The following is a 17288-nucleotide window of genomic DNA, read 5'->3' as shown; positions in this document are numbered from 1 at the left end:
CTAGCCTCCCTTTACCATCTGTTTTCTATAATAAAACATTGGAACGATTAAAAGTATTGCCAAAGGCTGAATCACAAACCGTCTCATATAGAAAGAAAAAAGATAACCTATTTCAAATTTATTGTAAATACAATACAGATAAATAGGAAAAGTAATCAGGAAAATTATCATTATCAATATACCTCCCTGCATTGTCCATGTTTTATCTTTAAATAAAAAATGAATAATTAAACAAGAGAAAAGTAAGTTTAAAATAAATCTGAATACATATCCCAGAATTAACTGCCCCCATTCAAAAGAAGGAAATATCATACTTTTATCAGCTTCATGAAAATAACCCAGGAATGGGTCATAAAACAATTTGTCCTCAAGTATTCGCACACTTATAAGACCACAGATTCCGATTATTACTAAAAACCAATTAAGAATTTTCATTTTTTAAAGCAAAGAATTTAATCCATATAAGCCAAAGTACAACTACTGTCCCATAAATAATGGCAGGAAAAAGAAAATCATGAGCAATTCTCTCATATTGTTTAAAGTCACTTACAACAATATTTAGGCCTACAATTCGTAGAATATTCATTATATAAAGCAAAAAAAGGCCAATAAATGCAAAAATAAAAGTTTTGAGGCCTTTATAAAAAGCAAAAACAAAAGAAATAAATAGGATCATAACTGAAATAGCATTACATCCTTCTACCATTCTTGTCACATAAACTTTTTTCACATAAAACCAGACCTGTTCTTTTGAAACATCATTATACAACTGTGTAGGATAGTGTAAAGCATTTTGGATCCAGCTTACCTGTTCCGCAATTATTCGTGAAAAAGGATCTAGTCCTGATTCTTTAAAACTATTCAGGTAAAACTGATAACAAAAAAGCAGCACCAGATAGATGATGATGAACCTCAACAGAATACTTAAAACTGGTTTAAAATCCTTTAGCATGATGCAAAGATAAAAATTAGACTGTAATTTAGTATATTTGTTTCCATATTATGACTTCTGAAAACGCACAACGATTTTTTGAAAACTATATAGGTGAAAAATCTTCTGAGTTCGTCACATTGGCTCAAAGCGGATCCGCGAGGGTGAATTTTTGGGCAAAAGCAGACAACAAAAAATACATTATTACTTATAATGAGAATATCCAGGAGAACGAAAGTTTCTTCTATTATTCAACAGTTTTTTCCAAACTAACCCTTAATACTCCTACTATTTTTGCTATTTCCGAAGATCGGAAAATGTACATTCAGGAATTTTTAGGTGAAAATACCTTATCTGAAATCATTTCAAATGAGGGCTTATCGGAAAAAGTAAAATCTTTGGTAAAGCAAACACTAGAAAAACTTTTCCAGCTACAGAAACAGACACAAGGAAAAATTGACTTTAGTAAAACATTTGAATATGAAAGCTACGATGAACTTCCGGTCATTCATGATCTGTATTATTTCAAGAACTTTATTGCTGATGTCTTGGAACTCGAATATCATAAATCAACCTTACTAAAGGAATTTAAGAAAATTTCAATTCGTATTGAAAATCTTGAGCCACAGGGAATAATGATCAGAGACTTTCAGTCAAGAAATATCATGATAAACGAAAATAACAATGTTTCTTTTATCGACTATCAGTCCGCTATGAAAGGGCCTTTAATGTATGATGTAATTTCTTTTCTTTTTCAGGCTAAAGCCAATTTCCCTGAAGATTTAAAAAATGAGATGCTAGAGTTCTATATTGCTCAGTTTGAAAATAAAGAAACAGAACACCAACTAAAAGACTCGGTAAAGCCGCTTCAAATGATGAGATTCCTTCAGGTTCTGGGTGCCTATGGTTTTAGAGGGCTTATTCAAAGAAAAAAACATTTTATATCAAGTATAGAACAGGGTATTGAAAATATAATACAGTTTGCTGAAAAATGGGACCATATGAAAGAGTATCCTGAACTAAAAAAAGTAATACAACAATTAGCTCTTGATAAAACGAAGTCAAAAATTAATGAGATCTTAAACGATAAATAGATTCTCTCCTATTTTAAAGCTTCCTAATCCTTAATTAAGTTTAATAAGCCTTTGGTTTAAAAATAAAAAATAAAAATGCTACACATAGATATACACAGCTTCTCATATAAAAAAGGAGGAATACCAAAAGATGATTCTGGAAATGGGGGTGGTTTCACTTTTGATTGCAGGGGAATTTTAAATCCTGGAAGAATTGAAGAATATAAAACCCAGACAGGCAATGATATCGGGGTTCAGGAATTTCTGGAGAGCGAAACTGAAATGCCAAAATTTTTAGAACTGGTAAAAAGTATTATATCCATTAATATCGACAATTATCTTTCAAGAGGATTTGAAAATCTTCAGGTAAACTTCGGATGCACTGGTGGACAGCATAGATCGGTATATTCTGCAATAAAAATAGCTGAATATATCAAGCAAAAGTATCCGGAAGGAACAGAAATAAGCCTACATCATGATGAGCAGCATCATCTTAATTCGTAAGCGATAAGCGATAAATTATAAATGATTAATTTACACACTGCTTATTTTATCAATGATCATTCATCATCTATCAACAATAACAAATGAAAGCTTTAATTTTTGCAGCCGGAAAAGGAACACGTCTAAAGCCTTTTACAGACCATCATCCAAAAGCGTTGGTTAAGGTAAATGAGGTTCCACTATTAGAAAGAAATATCAAATATCTTAAAAGTTTCGGGATCAACGATTTTGTCATAAATATTCATCATTTCGGAGATCAGATTGTTGATTTTTTAAAGGAAAACAACAATTTTAATTGCAAAATTGAAATCTCTGATGAAAGGGAGGAATTGCTTGAAACCGGCGGTGGTTTAATTTTTGCTAGAAAACTCCTTGATCATGGAGAAGATTTTCTGATCATGAATGCGGATATTCTTACTGATATAAATATTACTGATCTTGTTACCTATCACAAAAAGATAAAAGATTTTGCTACTTTAGCCGTTTCGGACAGAGAAAGTTCGAGAAAGCTTCTTTTCAATGATGATTTGGTACTAAGAGGGTGGTTAAATGTACAAACCGGAGAACAAAGGCTTGCAGAATTCAATAAAGGATTTAAGGCATTAGCTTTTAGTGGTGTCCATTGCATTAACCCCTCTATCTTTGAGAAAATAAAAAGAAAAGGCAAGTTTTCTGTTATGGAAGAATATCTGGATCTTATGCACACAGAAAAAATCCATGGTTATGTACACGACTGTCTTTTGATAGATGTTGGAAGACCGGAATCTGTAATAGAAGCTGAAAAACACTTTAAATAATTTGAAATGGAAATTAATGAAACCAGGGATGAAAGTTTAGTAAATCCAGAACTTGATATAAACGAAACAAAACTACAAAATAGCCTAAGGCAAAAAACCTGGGATGAGATCATTACAAAAGACAGTTGGATGGTTTTTAAGGTAATGGCTGAGTTTGTGGATGGTTATGAAAAATTGGCAAAAATTGGACCTTGTGTCTCTATTTTTGGATCTGCAAGATTGAAGCCGGACAGCAAATACTATGAAATGGCTGTAGAAATTGCAGAAAAAATAACCAAAATAGGCTTTGGTATTATTACAGGTGGAGGCCCCGGGATTATGGAAGCAGGAAATAAAGGTGCTTTTAATGCTGAAGGAAAATCTATTGGTTTAAATATCGACCTCCCTTTTGAACAACATTTCAATCCTTATATCAATAAATCCTATTCAATGAATTTCGATTACTTTTTCGTGAGAAAAGTAATGTTTGTAAAATATTCTCAGGGATTCGTTGTAATGCCTGGAGGATTTGGGACCCTTGATGAACTTACAGAAGCGATTACCCTTATTCAAACTAACAAAATCGGAAGATTCCCTATCGTATTGGTTGGTTCTGAATTCTGGAATGGTTTACTGGAATGGTTCAAAGCAACTTTATTAAAAGAAGGAATGATTGCTGAAGATGATCTGGATCTTTATAGAGTGGTAGATACTGCTGATGAAGCTGTAGCGCACATTAAAGCATTTTATGACAAGTATGCTGTAAATGTCAATTTCTAATTGGCATATTATTTGTGACTTATAAATAACAATTATGATTGTAAATCTATTAATTAAGATGAAAAAACTTTTATATATATCAGGAATTTTAACATGTTTTGTGTTAATGAGTTTTATGTATGTAGACTTTTTCTCCTCAATGACAAAAGTTGATTATATTGATGGAAGCAAAACATTGAAGTTCACCACAAAAATGAATACAAGTCATATTTCTGATGCTATTAAAATAAATCCCAATACAGCAGGATTTGAAGCAGAAGTAAAAAAATATGTAAATAATAATTTTGATGTGTACGTCAACGGTTCGCCTAAAACAATAACATTTACCGGAAGTCAAGTAAGCGGAGAAACTGTATGGGTATATTTTGAGACTGGCGGTGTTTCAGATATCAATACCTTAAAGATTAAAAATACAATACTTCTAAGTGCCTTTCCAAAGCAGAGTAACATCGTTACTATTTCTTATAAAGGAAGTCAGAAAGTAATGAATTTCCAACGTGGAAAAGAAGTAAACGAAGTATCTTTCTAAAAAAGAATCAATTTAAATAATAAAGCCACTACACCTGTAGTGGCTTTTCAGTTGGTGTAGTATAATACAAAAGTCTGTTTATAATTTCTTTTAATTCCCAACTACTCTTATATTATCCAGTTGCCATATTGCGGAAGCGGAAACCGCAGAGGTATATTTAAAGCCAATAATAATATCCTTATTCAAATAAGCATTCAGATTAATATTGCCGGAATAAGTCCAGGTGTTAAACAAATTAGCATCCTGATCAAATACAGCAGATAGTGGTTCCCACAGCGTTGTTGCAGGATTTCCTGTATAATTTTTAGTCACAAAAACTTCCAGTGGGTTACCATTATTTTTAACATCAGTATCGAAAGATAAAAAAGCGGAAGAAAACCCTTGCAAAGAAATGGGTTTTGAGATCAACCAATCTTCGTTATCTTTATTTAAACCATTCATTACCACACATGGTTTTGGGTTTCCAAACTGCTGAATATTCCAGATCTCAGCTCCTTGGATACTTATATTGAACCAATCATCTAGGTTTCCATCAAAACCTTCAAAGAAAAATCTTTTCCCTATAAAATTAACATCATTTAAATTTCGTATTTGCATCCGCCAGGAAGAATTATAGCGGTTTATAACAAACGTAAGGCTCCCTTTTCCTTCCGGAATCGACGTTGCTCCAAATGTAAAAAACCCCGCGTTTCTTAATATTGTAGAGTTTCCATTGGTATCCACAATACTTCTATCTGTATCAACTCCAGAACCCGCTACATAATTAACATAGCTTTTCCCTAATTCAGAAGCTGCAAACTGAACATTAGGTACTTTAACCAATATATTCAAATAATCAGTCTTCTGAGCTTGTTTCAGGTCTGCCAGTTCTAAAGGTTTTATAACTTCAATATCCAAACTTGACCCATTACATACACCACAAATATATTTACTGAATAAAGTACCAGGTATTCTTCCTATTGCATACGTTGGATCTACTGAGCCAATCTTCACCACGCCTCTATCAGTTCCTAATCTTAATCCTTTTGCATTAATTCTGATATGTGCTCCTACAGGAAAATCGGCATAATTACCTGCTTTATCAATTTCAATTTGTAGTCCTGCAGTAGGGTTTTCAGATTTATCCTGAAAAGAAATTGTTTTATAGAAATTTCCGTTTTCATCAGAAGAGATCACATAACCGTCAAAAATCTGATCCGTATTAATTAAAATAAAACCATTTGCCGGAGCCTGTGCTTTGAAATCTGCCATTGTCATTGTGGGAGCAGAAAACTTATTTGTACATCTGATTGGAGGGGTATCCCAATCATCTTTTTGTACACAAGAACTAAGAGAAACTGTAGCAAAGACAATTCCTGTTATTAAACTAAAATATTTTTTTCTATTCATTTTGTTGTTTTAAAAATAGTTAATGATAAGTGCTAAAATCTAAATTGCAGGTTAACAAAATAAGATCTTCCCTGAGTATACCAGTATTTTGGTCCGAACAAAGTAAATTCTCTGTCATTATCTTGCATAAAATTTGAGAATTTAGCATTTCTTGTTTGTTCAAAACCTCCAGTAATATATCTTTTGTTATTCATAATATTATTTACTGAGGCCGAAAGCAAAACATAATACTTCCTGATAGACCACGATTTACCAGCATTCGCATTAAAGAAAAATGAAGATGGTAATTTATTCGGCTTTAATACCCTTCTTAATTCAGATGTTGTCAGGTTATAATAAGGAGTTGAAGAATTATTATTTTGGACAAATGATTCTGTTCTTATTAATGCCGAAGGATCCAGATAACTATCATCAAAATAGTTCCAGTTGCCCCCAAACCACCAGTATTTAGGTGAATTATATTTAAACCCAAAGGAATAGGCTTGTTGTGGGGTACCTCCCTGTCGATAATTTTTAATGTATGCTTTTCCTACGTTCATATAAGAAAGACCGTTGGAAAAAACACCTGCTGCATCTGAAGCGAAGTAAGTGACAGGATCATTCTGATAAGTGAACTGTCCATAACTTATTAGTCCCTGTAAAGATAAGGTTGGAGTAATTTTAGCATCAATCCCTAGCTCTACACCTAAATTTCTTTTTTTCACATCAGTCATTATCTGGGTTATAAAAGCGCTCTGCACTGATGTCTCATTTCCCTGATCATCAATATTATTTAATTGAATACCATCTGCAAAGAATCTTTGTACTGTTGTTTCATTACTTGTATCAACTAAATACCCACTTAGCCTTAGTTTCAGAAATGGAGAAGACATGACATAGCTAAGGTCATTTGCCCTTATAACCATGTTCTTGATATTGGGAGCTGTCGAGCTATTTACCCTCGGATTTATGAACAGATCTTCAAGAGAAGGCGCCTGAGAATAATAAGCTCCATTATATATAAAAAAATTCCTTCCATTTAATTTATAAATGGCTTGCCCCTTCAAACCATAATTCCAGAAGTTGTAATCTGCACTCTTTCCTTTAGAATCTTTATACAAATAATGATTGAACAACCCCTCCCTGCTTGAAGTTGAATATCCTGCAAGAGCTGTAACAAATAAATCAAATTTCCCAGCTATAAATTTCAATCCAGGATTTACCTTTATCTCTTGCCTTCTGAAGATATAATTGTATGTCATTCTGTCTCCAATCTGTTTGGTAACATTCTTTTCGCCTTCATTAAATAAACCAGATTTTCCGGGCTGGTTGGTTGCCGCAAAAGGATCCCGGTTTAAAACAAAATCAGCACCCATGAGATCCTTTACTTGTCTGTATAATTCGGAACGATAGTTCTGATATGATACATTAAGTAAAAACTTGGTTGTCTCATTAAAATTGCGGACGAAATGAGTAGATACATTAAAGATTTTATCATCACTCACATCATTAACAAGATAATATAAAGCTCTTTTACCAGTTCGTCCATAATAGTTTTCAATAGGTTGTTGCTTGTTTCTCCTGTAAAGATTATCCCAATTCAATTGAGTAACATTTGTATCTCCGGAAGTCCAAGTAGCTAAAGAGGTCTGATATCCATCCTGTACACTAGTCGGTACTTCACCAGAACTAGTAGGAACTGAAGCGTTAGGATTCAAAGAATTATAATAACTGGGTAGATTTCTATAATAAGTAGGTGAAGGATTCTGCACATTCTGCCAGTCTAACCGGGAGCCCTTATCTTTTCCAAACTGATAGGAAACAGAAGTCCAAAGACTTGATTTTTTATCAATTTTCCAAAAGTCCTGGATCTGGAATATTGGTTGAAAACCTTTTCTAATCCGCTCACTCCTCTGTTTACCATCTTGATATCCCCAATAAGAATTGTAATGAACTCCTCTGTAATTATATACTTCTTGTGTGCTAGGGCTTGCAGTAGATCTCCGGTAAGGAGCTCCGATAAAATTAAATGTTATGCTATGTTTGTCGTTAATTCTTTTTTCAATCCCTAAATAAGCAGAATATGCATTATAAAAAGTTCCCTCTTGAATCCCTTCTTCAGCCCATCTCCTGGCACCCATTACTGTAAATGCCCAGCCTTTTTTATTCATTCCTGAGCTGTAACGCAAAGATGTTCGGTTTCTGTAATTCCTATTGGTTAAAGACTGAGTAAACTGGAAGCCCTTCCTATATTCACCTGCTTTCGTATTTTTATAAATCACAGAACTATTCCCTCCATAGGTATATTCGGATGGTGCATGATTTGCAGAAATTTCAGGATATCTTGTAATCTCATTCAAGCCACCCCAGTTTCCGAAATCTACATTTCCGTTATCCAACTTGATCATCGAAACTCCATTCAGCATAATCTCTCCAGTTCTTCCATCTATTCCTCTTGGTCGGAACCAGTAAAATCCTAAGTCAAATGCTGCAATTCTACTAAAAACATCCATAGAGGATTGAAGTAGTCCTACGGTAGAGGTCTGATTGTTGCCATCATCGTCATTATTGCTGTCTATAATAGCCAGGCCCTGATCCAAATTAGCAAGCTTAGAATATAGGGTAATGATTCCTAAATCCTTCCTTTTTTCGTCATCCGTGATATCGAACTCCATTACTTTGATTTCGTAATTGGATTTCGTCATTACAATTTGATAATGTCCCGACTGTAAATCGACAAATTGGAAATATCCAATCTGATCTGCCGTTGCATCATTTTCGCTCCCTTGCAAATCTACTTCTACCCTTTCAATGGGTTTTCCATCATCATCCTTTAGATACCCGAACACTGTAGTTTGAGCAAAATAATGAGATGTGGGAAGTAAAGTAAACAAAGAGACTAATGATAGTTTTTTCATCATAAGTGTATGTTTTTTTCTTGTTTTGCTCTCATTTTCTATTCTTTAAAAAAATGGGCATCTATAAATTTAACAAAATTTACAATCTAAATACTATGTAAAATTGTTTTATATTACCAATATAAGATCTCAGCAAAAACACAAAAAAAATCGAATTGATCATTTTAAACTTTAAATACAAAACCGGTTTAAAAAATAATGACAACCAATTAATTTTACATATGATGAAAAAAAATTTAAGCTTTTTAATTATTCTTTTTTCAGTAATAATTTTTGCACAGCAAGGGAATATTAGAAAAGTTGTAGCTATAGGTTTCCTAAATGTAGAGAATCTTATGGATACAATTAGATCTGCTGACTACATAGATGGGACGAAATCAATTAGTAATCCTGCCTTTCACAGAAGTATTCCTTTTGATTCGATTAAATTTTTAACCGTAGAAAAATACGACGGACAATGGAATGACACCTTATTAAAAGGAAAGAAGGTTGTAAAATACCAAATAAGCTCTGAAGAATTTACACCAAATAGTTCCAAAAACTATAACACCCAGATTTATAAGACTAAACTTGCAAATGAAGCAAAAGTAATTTCTGAGCTCGGATCTCAATATACAAAAACAGCACCTGCAATAGTGGGTCTCATAGAAATCGAAAACAGACAAGTGATAGAAGATCTCATAAAAGAACCAGCGTTAGCCAAATATGATTACGGGATTATTCATTACAATTCTTACGATTATCGGGGAATTGATGTTGCCTTGATCTATCAAAAAAGAAGATTTACCATTACAAATTCTTTAAAAAAGGAACTGAAAATTTTTAACGAAAATGGGAAAAGGGAGTATACGAGGGACATTTTAGTGGTAACAGGCTTTTTGGATAATGAAAAAGTTGCTTTCTTCATGAATCACTGGCCTTCTAGGAGAGGAGGTGAAGCGATCTCTCTGCCTAAAAGAAATGCTGCCGCACTCCTTTTAAAACAACAGATGGATAGTGTAAGGACAGCAGATCCTTCTACGAAACTTTTCGCAATGGGAGATTTTAATGATGACCCTGTCAGTTCAAGTTTAAAAAACCATCTAAAGGCCGTAGGAAAACTCAAAGATCTTAACGAAAGCACACCATATTTAAATCTTATGTTCCCTTTATATAAAAAAGGAGTTGCTTCTTTGGCTTATAGGGATGTACCTAATCTATTTGATCAGATCATTGTGTCAAAAAATCTAATTTCTGCTCAGCTAACCAAAGAATATTCAGTTTACAGAACTGAAGTTTATGCTCCGGCTTATCTTATTAATAAAGAGGGAAATTACAAGGGCTATCCTTTCAGATCGTGGAATGGAGATCAATTCACAGGAGGCTACAGTGATCATTTTCCTGCATTTGTCATTCTGCAAAAAGAACCATAATGTAAATGGCTTTTTATGTAACTTTATGAGTATGAAAAATTTAATCCTTTTATTGCTAATATTTTGTCTTCCTTTTAGCTGTTCTTCACAAGATAAATCTAAGACTGACAAAGAAAAGTCTGAAATAAAACCATCAAAGAATGACGATGGGGAATGGGATATTGATGTATTAGATACCCAGTATGATTATTTTTTAAGCGCTATTGCAAAACCAATGAACCAATATTCGGAGTCTTATTTGAAATCTAGAAATATAAATCTGGTAAGTGAGTGGAATTCCTACTTCAGTTCTGGAAAATATAGAAATGTAATTGAATCATCAATTAGCTATGATCCACGAGAAAATTACGGATTAAAGTTTGAATATAAATTGTATCAGGTTTTTGCCTACGTCAACTGGAAATATGGACTAAGAATGAATGGACTTAGTGGCAGTGATGTCACACGATTTTAATAAAAAAGGTTCAGAAAATTCTGAACCTTTTTTATTTTATAATAATTGAAAATTATTTATTGAAGAATTCTTCAACTTTATCCCAGTTTACTACACTGAAGAATGCTGAAACATAATCAGGTCTTCTGTTTTGATAGTTTAAATAATAAGCATGCTCCCAAACATCTAATCCTAAAACAGGAGTTCCTTTAACATCTGCAACAGGCATTAGTGGGTTGTCTTGATTTGGTGTAGAAGATACAGAAACCGATCCGTCTCCGTTTTTAATCAACCAAGCCCATCCAGAACCAAATCTTGTTTTAGCAGCATCAGAAAAATCAGTTTTAAATTTCTCAAGACCACCATAATTATCAATTGCAGCCTTTACATTTCCTACAGGTTCTTTGCTTCCGCCAGGTGTTAAAATCTCCCAGAATAAAGAGTGGTTAAAATGACCACCTCCATTATTTCTTACTGCAGGCTTATCAGTCCCTGTTTGGCAGATTTCTTCAATTGTTTTTCCAGCAAGCTCAGTTCCTTCAATTGCTTTATTTAAATTATCTATATAAGCTTGGTGGTGCTTTGTATAGTGAATTTCCATAGTTTTTGCATCAATAGTTGGCTCTAATGCATCATATGCATATCCTAGTTTTGGTAATTCAAATGACATATTTTTTATTTTTAATGTTATATTTCAAAGTTAGCCAATAATTGACCGATTATCAAAAATAGCGGATTATTTTAATAAATCTTTAACATTGACAGATTAGATTCAAATAGTACTATTTGAAAGTAAAAAGCACAGATTTTAAAATCTGTGCTTTTTATTTAACAATATTAAATTAATCTATCTATTCATAGACATCAGGAATTCTTCATTATTAAGAGTTCCTTTGATATTTTTATTCACGAATTCCATAGCTTCCACAGGATTCATTTCAGAAAGATACTTTCTAAAAATCCACATTCTCTGCGAAGTTACTTCATCAAGAAGTAAATCATCTCTTCTTGTGCTTGAAGATACCAAATCAATTGCTGGATAAATTCTTCGGTTCGCTATTTTTCGATCTAATTGAAGTTCCATGTTACCTGTACCTTTAAATTCTTCAAAGATAACTTCATCCATTTTTGAACCAGTATCAATAAGAGCTGTAGCAATGATAGTCAAAGAACCTCCGTTTTCAATTTTTCTAGCCGCTCCAAAGAATCTTTTCGGCTTGTGTAAAGCGTTAGCATCCACCCCTCCTGAAAGAACTTTTCCTGAAGCTGGTGTAACGGTATTATATGCTCTTGCTAATCTTGTAATTGAGTCTAATAAAATGACCACATCGTGTCCGCATTCAACCATTCTCTGAGCTTTAGCTAACACAAGGTTGGCCACCTTTACATGCTTTTCTGCCGCTTCATCAAATGTAGAAGCAATTACTTCTGCATTTACACTTCTTTCCATATCCGTAACCTCCTCAGGACGCTCATCGATAAGGAGAACCATCATATACACTTCCGGGTGATTGGCAGCGATGGAATTAGCAATATCTTTAAGCAACATTGTTTTACCCGTTTTAGGCTGTGCAACAATCATTGCTCTCTGTCCTTTCCCAATTGGTGCAAATAGATCTACAATTCTTGTGGAAATAGTAGAATTGCTACCTGTAAGATTAAATTTCTCTTCAGGGAAAAGAGGTGTTAAATATTCAAAAGCAACACGGTCTTTAATAAATGCTAAATCACGACCATTAACTTCCGTTGGTTTTAATAATGAGAAATACTTCTCACCTTCTTTTGGAAGTCTTACAATACCTTTTACAGTATCCCCTGTTTTTAATCCAAAATTTCTGATTTGTGCCGTTGAAACATACACATCATCAGGAGAAGAAATATAACTAAAATCTGAAGAACGCAAGAATCCGTAATTATCTGGTAAAATCTCTAGAACTCCTTCGATACTAACCATTCCATCAAAATGGAATTCTTTTTTAGATTCGTGGTGCTCTTCCTTATCAGAATGTCTGTTTTGATTCTGATTTTGGTTTTGATTCGGGTTCTGGTTTTGATTTTTGTGAGGATTTCCACTGTTTTGTGGATGATTGTGTGTTTTTTGAGGTCTTGCCTGATGTTGAGGATTATTAGGCTTTTCTTCTGTTGAAACAGGCTCTTGAGTTTCTGTATTTCTAGGAATTTCTGTTTTTTCCTGAACAGCAGTTTCTGTTGTATTGTTATTAGGAAGTACTCTTTTCCTTTTTTTCTTTGCCTGGGATGAAGCAGAATTTTCTTCTGTTGCCGAAGATATAACTTCTTCCTGTTTTGGTGTTTCAGAGACAACTTCTATTTTATCATCAGTAATTGGTGTTGTTTCTGTTGGTGCTGTAACCTCCGTTTTAGGTTTTGCTGTCCTCTTAGGGGCAGCTTTCTTGGCAGGAGCAGGAGCCTTAATTTCTTTCTCCACCGTTTTATCTTCAGCAGTTATACTGGTTTCTGTGGTGTTGAAATAATCTTTTGTAACTTTAGGGTTAGAAGCTTGAAAATCAAGAACAGCAAAAATTTTATCATTTTCAGTGCTGTTTCTTGCAACTTTAACGCCCAAATCTCTTAAGATTTTAGTCAATTCCGTTACGGATTTTGACCTTAACGTTTCAATGTTAAACATATGTATGTAAAAATGTAATTAATTGTGAGTAAGAAAAGTAAGTCCGGCGACTTTTGTTTTCAAGTACATTGTATAATGCAAATCTACACTTATTTTTGAATTGTGCAAAATTTATGTTATTTTTGCCAAGAATTTAATGTTCAATGCTACAAAGAATACAAACTATATGGACTTTTCTGGCAGTTTTAGCTGCTGTTTTTCTTTTCATCACAGGACAAGATGTTGCTATTTTTGGCAATATACCTGTTATAGATAGTGCATCTATTGTACTTGTTTTGGTTGGATTACTAAGTGTATTCAGCTTTAAAAACAGAAAAAGACAAATTTTGCTGAACACAATCAGCATCATTATAAACGCTTTGTTGATTGGTGTATTGATTTACTGGTTACTAAACTTATCCGGAGGAATTCAATTTCCTGAGAAGGGTATTGAGCCTGTTTTCCCGTTGATCGCGATTATTTGTTTGTTCATTTCAAACATTTATATCCGTAAAGATGAGAGGCTCGTGAAATCTGTAGACAGACTTCGATAACCTTACAACGATTTTTTGAGTAGAACAGCTTCTTTTTGGAGCTGTTTTTTTTATTTCAAATTCTTTAAAGGCTTAATTTTTAGATGCTATTCTTTATTTTCCATAAATTTATTTTTATATCGATGCAACATTTTAAATAAATCTGCGACATATAGATCTATAAAATTATGATTCCAATGAAAAAAATAACTTACCTCGCTTTCTCGTTTTTCTCAGTAATAACTTTTGCTCAAGAAGTTTCAAAAGAAAGAATCAATACTGTTATTTCAACACTATCGTCAGATGAAATGAAGGGCCGAGAAATAGGAACAGTTGAGAATGACAATGCCGCGAATTATATTGCCAAACTTTTTAAAGAAAATAATCTTGAATACTGCACAGGAAACTCTTACCTTATTTCTTTTGATTATAAGGGAAAGACAGTTTATAATGTATGTGGAGTTAAAAAAGGGAAAACCGATAAATATCTGGGTTTCTCGGGACATTTTGATCATATAGGAACAAACAACAAAAGCGGCGACAATATTTATAATGGAGCTGACGACGATGCAAGTGGAATAACAACTCTTGTAGGAATTGCAGATTATTTTAGAAATAAAAAACCTGAATTCTCTATGCTTTTTATGGCTTTTAATGGAGAGGAAAAAGGAATGCTGGGTTCTCAAGCAATTTCAAAGGACAAAAATCTAGATCCTATTTACAACAATTTGTATGCTCTTTTCAATTTTGAAATGGTAGCAACAGAGTCGGAGTTTGGGAAAAATGCTCTTTTTATGACTGGAGACGAATTTTCTGATCTTGATGAATTATTTAATCAAAATGCAGCAGAAGGTTTAAAAATACATCCTGATCCTTATGCAGCAGAACAGTTGTTCTACAGGTCGGACAACGTAAGTTTTGTAAAAAAGAAAATCATTGCCCATTCTATTTCTACAGCTGATATGAGTAAAATAAAACATTATCATCAGGTAAATGATGATGTAAATGTTGTTGACTTTGATAACCTTACTCAAATCATTAATAATTTTGGAAAGACTTTGGATAAATTAAGTCCTAAAAATTTCGCTCCGAAGTATAACGATAAAGTAAAATTTAATTAAGAACGTCTACTCTTTTAAATTTACGTAATTTTGCTTTTCCAATTTTTTCATTAAATGAACGAATATATAAAAATATTAAAATTCGCAAAACCCCATCAGAAATACATTTACGGAAGTTTATTTTTCAACATCATGTATTCTGTATTTCAAATAGCTTCGCTAGGGACTATTCTACCGGTTTTGGGAATGCTTTTCGGCACTATAAAACCTGAAAAATATGAATCAGCTCCTGTTTATTCGGGAGATATTATTGATTTCTTCTCTTACTTAAAAGATTACTCCAATTACTACGTGCAAAGTCTGGTAACCAATTACGGTTCACTGAAAGTTCTTGCATGGCTTTGTATCATTACTGCTTTTATGTTTCTTTTGAGAAATGCATTCCGGTATTTCGGATCTTTTCTTTTAATTAATTACCGTGTAGGGGTTACTAAAGATCTTCGTGGTGCTATGTACCGCAAAATACTTTCTTTACCTGTTTCGTTTTTTACTGAAAGCCGAAAGGGTGACCTTATGTCCCGTATGTCAAATGATGTGGGTGAAGTTGAGGGGAATATTTTAGGCAGTTTGATCGAACTGATCAATGCACCATTTATGTTGATCAGTACTTTGGTGACTTTATTCTTCTTAAGCCCCGAAATGACACTTTTCTCTTTATTGGTTTTACCCGTAATGGGAACAATGATCGCTTTGGTAGGGAAAAGTCTAAAAAAGGATTCTCATGAAGCTCAGCAGGAAATGGGAACCATCTTTTCCATTGTAGATGAGACTCTGAAATCATCAAAGGTGATCAAGATCTTTAATGCTGAAAAAATAATGGACAGTAGATTCATGCAATCGATGAACAAATGGATATCCAGCTCAATAAGCCTAGGTAGAAAGAAGGAATTGGCATCACCAATGAGCGAATTTCTGGGATCAATCACCTTTTTGATCATCGCATGGTATGGAGGAAAACAGATCATTGTTGAACAAAGCATTTCGCCAGCCGATTTCTTAGTTTTCTTAGGAATGTTCTTCCAGATACTACCTCCGGCAAAGAGCTTATCAACAGCTATCTCTAACGTTCAGAAAGGAGAAGCTTCTTTACAAAGAGTATTGGAAATTCTTGATGCAGACGTTAAAATTGAAGAAGTGGCTGAGCCCGTTTCAATATTTACTCTTCAAAATAACATCCATTTCAAAGACATCGGATTTTATTATGATAAAGATAATTTAATTCTTAAAAACTTTAATTTAACGATTCCGAAAGGAAAAACTGTTGCATTAGTCGGACAAAGCGGAAGTGGAAAAACAACAATTGCCAATCTTTTAGCAAGATTCTATGATGTTTCTGAAGGTGAAATTTTAATTGATAACACTAACATTAAGCATTTAAAACTACAGGAGTATAGGAAACTTTTAGGAATGGTAACACAGGAATCTGTATTATTTAATGATTCGGTTTACAATAATATTCTGATGGGGAAACCTGAAGCAACCAAGGAAGAAGTTATAGCAGCGGCTAAGGTGGCCAACGCGGACACTTTTATCACACAGCTTCCAAATGGTTATGACACCAATATTGGAGACGATGGTGGTAAATTATCCGGAGGACAAAAACAAAGGGTTTCTATCGCCAGAGCGGTTCTTAAAAACCCACCGATTATGATTTTAGATGAAGCTACTTCAGCTTTAGATACGGAATCTGAAAAATTCGTTCAGGATGCTCTTGAGAAAATGATGGAAAACAGAACATCATTAGTCATTGCACACAGACTTTCAACTATACAGAAAGCCGACTGGATCGTAGTGATGGAAAAAGGTGATATTGTAGAGCAAGGAAGCCACCATGATCTGATTGCAAAGAGAGGTGTTTATCACAAATTAGTTGAGCTTCAAAATTTTGATTAAATCCTTTTAAATTAATTTTTAAAATGAATCCCATACAAGAGTATTTCTACAGAATTGAAGAACCTGATAGAAGTACTCTTTTGTATTTACGGAAAAAGATATTGGAATCTGATCTGGAGAACATTACAGAAACACTGAGCTTTGGATTACCTTTTTTCAAATACAAAAAGAAGATGCTTTGTTATTTATATTATAGTAAAAAATATAAAAAGCACTACATCAGTTTTTATCACGGGGACCGATTGAACGCCCCGGAGTTGATCCAGGAAGGCAGAAAGAAGTTTAAAATCCTTTTAATTGATATGGAAGAGGATTTACCTGTTGAACTTATTTTAAGCCTTATTAATGAAGTAAAACAGCTCATTAGAGTATAAAAACTAGTAGAGTTGAT

17 protein-coding genes are annotated in these 17288 nt (G+C 33.5%); 11 read left to right on the top strand and 6 right to left on the bottom strand.

Annotated elements, in window-relative coordinates; translation table 11 throughout:
• Positions 1-435, bottom strand: a complete 435-nt coding sequence (locus AC3WRL_RS08935; protein WP_214830622.1) for an exosortase F system-associated membrane protein — start codon at positions 433-435, stop codon at positions 1-3.
• Positions 422-952, bottom strand: a complete 531-nt coding sequence (gene xrtF, locus AC3WRL_RS08930; RefSeq protein WP_261510840.1) for an exosortase family protein XrtF — start codon at positions 950-952, stop codon at positions 422-424. The genes AC3WRL_RS08935 and xrtF overlap by 14 nt, the downstream gene beginning before the upstream one ends.
• Positions 953-1002: 50 nt before the next feature.
• Here xrtF and AC3WRL_RS08925 point away from each other — a divergent pair, with 50 nt between their 5' ends.
• The 5 genes from AC3WRL_RS08925 to AC3WRL_RS08905 all read left to right on the top strand — a co-directional run bounded on the left by AC3WRL_RS08925 (position 1003) and on the right by AC3WRL_RS08905 (position 4593).
• Entirely contained in the window at positions 1003-2025 is a 1023-nt protein-coding gene (locus tag AC3WRL_RS08925) for an aminoglycoside phosphotransferase family protein (RefSeq protein ID WP_261510838.1), read from the top strand.
• Between the two features lie 75 nt (positions 2026-2100).
• Positions 2101-2508 (top strand): RapZ C-terminal domain-containing protein, encoded by a 408-nt coding sequence (locus AC3WRL_RS08920; RefSeq protein WP_214830615.1) that lies wholly within the window; start codon positions 2101-2103, stop codon positions 2506-2508.
• An 83-nt stretch (positions 2509-2591) separates the two neighbouring features.
• Positions 2592-3305 carry a nucleotidyltransferase family protein gene (locus tag AC3WRL_RS08915; protein WP_214830613.1) on the top strand — a complete coding sequence of 238 codons (714 nt, stop codon included), beginning with the start codon at positions 2592-2594 and terminating at the stop codon, positions 3303-3305.
• 6 nt (positions 3306-3311) lie between these two features.
• The gene (locus AC3WRL_RS08910; protein ID WP_214830611.1) at positions 3312-4064 is read left to right on the top strand and encodes an LOG family protein; all 753 of its coding nucleotides are present in this window, start codon (positions 3312-3314) and stop codon (positions 4062-4064) included.
• 58 nt (positions 4065-4122) lie between these two features.
• Positions 4123-4593, top strand: a complete 471-nt coding sequence (locus tag AC3WRL_RS08905; protein ID WP_251040574.1) for a DUF6702 family protein — start codon at positions 4123-4125, stop codon at positions 4591-4593.
• Between the two features lie 90 nt (positions 4594-4683).
• Here AC3WRL_RS08905 and AC3WRL_RS08900 read toward each other — a convergent pair whose 3' ends face one another.
• Both AC3WRL_RS08900 and AC3WRL_RS08895 read right to left on the bottom strand, forming a co-directional pair.
• The gene (locus tag AC3WRL_RS08900) at positions 4684-5982 is read right to left on the bottom strand and encodes a M949_1556 family lipoprotein (protein WP_261510834.1); all 1299 of its coding nucleotides are present in this window, start codon (positions 5980-5982) and stop codon (positions 4684-4686) included.
• 32 nt (positions 5983-6014) lie between these two features.
• Entirely contained in the window at positions 6015-8882 is a 2868-nt protein-coding gene (locus AC3WRL_RS08895; protein ID WP_492330125.1) for a carboxypeptidase regulatory-like domain-containing protein, read from the bottom strand.
• 221 nt (positions 8883-9103) lie between these two features.
• Here AC3WRL_RS08895 and AC3WRL_RS08890 point away from each other — a divergent pair, with 221 nt between their 5' ends.
• A complete protein-coding gene (locus AC3WRL_RS08890; RefSeq protein ID WP_492330124.1) occupies positions 9104-10291 on the top strand; it encodes an endonuclease/exonuclease/phosphatase family protein in 1188 nt (395 codons plus the stop codon).
• A gap of 31 nt (positions 10292-10322) precedes the next feature.
• A complete protein-coding gene (locus tag AC3WRL_RS08885) occupies positions 10323-10745 on the top strand; it encodes a DUF6146 family protein (protein WP_261510828.1) in 423 nt (140 codons plus the stop codon).
• A 52-nt stretch (positions 10746-10797) separates the two neighbouring features.
• Here AC3WRL_RS08885 and AC3WRL_RS08880 read toward each other — a convergent pair whose 3' ends face one another.
• Together AC3WRL_RS08880 and rho are read right to left on the bottom strand one after the other, a co-directional pair.
• Positions 10798-11394 carry a superoxide dismutase gene (locus AC3WRL_RS08880; protein WP_492330123.1) on the bottom strand — a complete coding sequence of 199 codons (597 nt, stop codon included), beginning with the start codon at positions 11392-11394 and terminating at the stop codon, positions 10798-10800.
• A gap of 177 nt (positions 11395-11571) precedes the next feature.
• Positions 11572-13371, bottom strand: a complete 1800-nt coding sequence (gene rho / locus AC3WRL_RS08875; protein WP_492330122.1) for a transcription termination factor Rho — start codon at positions 13369-13371, stop codon at positions 11572-11574.
• Positions 13372-13514: 143 nt separating this feature from the next.
• Here rho and AC3WRL_RS08870 point away from each other — a divergent pair, with 143 nt between their 5' ends.
• The 4 genes from AC3WRL_RS08870 (at position 13515) to AC3WRL_RS08855 (ending at position 17271) form a co-directional block, all read left to right on the top strand.
• The gene (locus AC3WRL_RS08870; RefSeq protein ID WP_214830589.1) at positions 13515-13904 is read left to right on the top strand and encodes a DUF4293 family protein; all 390 of its coding nucleotides are present in this window, start codon (positions 13515-13517) and stop codon (positions 13902-13904) included.
• A 176-nt stretch (positions 13905-14080) separates the two neighbouring features.
• Positions 14081-15004: a M28 family peptidase gene (locus AC3WRL_RS08865; RefSeq protein ID WP_492330121.1), complete on the top strand. Its 924-nt coding sequence runs from the start codon at positions 14081-14083 to the stop codon at positions 15002-15004.
• A gap of 54 nt (positions 15005-15058) precedes the next feature.
• Positions 15059-16897 carry an ABC transporter ATP-binding protein gene (locus AC3WRL_RS08860; RefSeq protein ID WP_492330120.1) on the top strand — a complete coding sequence of 613 codons (1839 nt, stop codon included), beginning with the start codon at positions 15059-15061 and terminating at the stop codon, positions 16895-16897.
• A 23-nt stretch (positions 16898-16920) separates the two neighbouring features.
• On the top strand, positions 16921-17271 hold the full coding sequence (locus AC3WRL_RS08855; RefSeq protein ID WP_492330119.1) for a DUF1801 domain-containing protein: 351 nt from the start codon (positions 16921-16923) through the stop codon (positions 17269-17271).
• Positions 17272-17288: the final 17 nt, after the last annotated feature.

It is taken from the genome of Chryseobacterium sp. FW101-FHT12H09 (genome assembly GCF_058790395.1).
The sequence above is the reverse complement of the archived record's forward strand: the minus strand, read 5'-3'. Positions and strand labels throughout refer to the sequence as shown.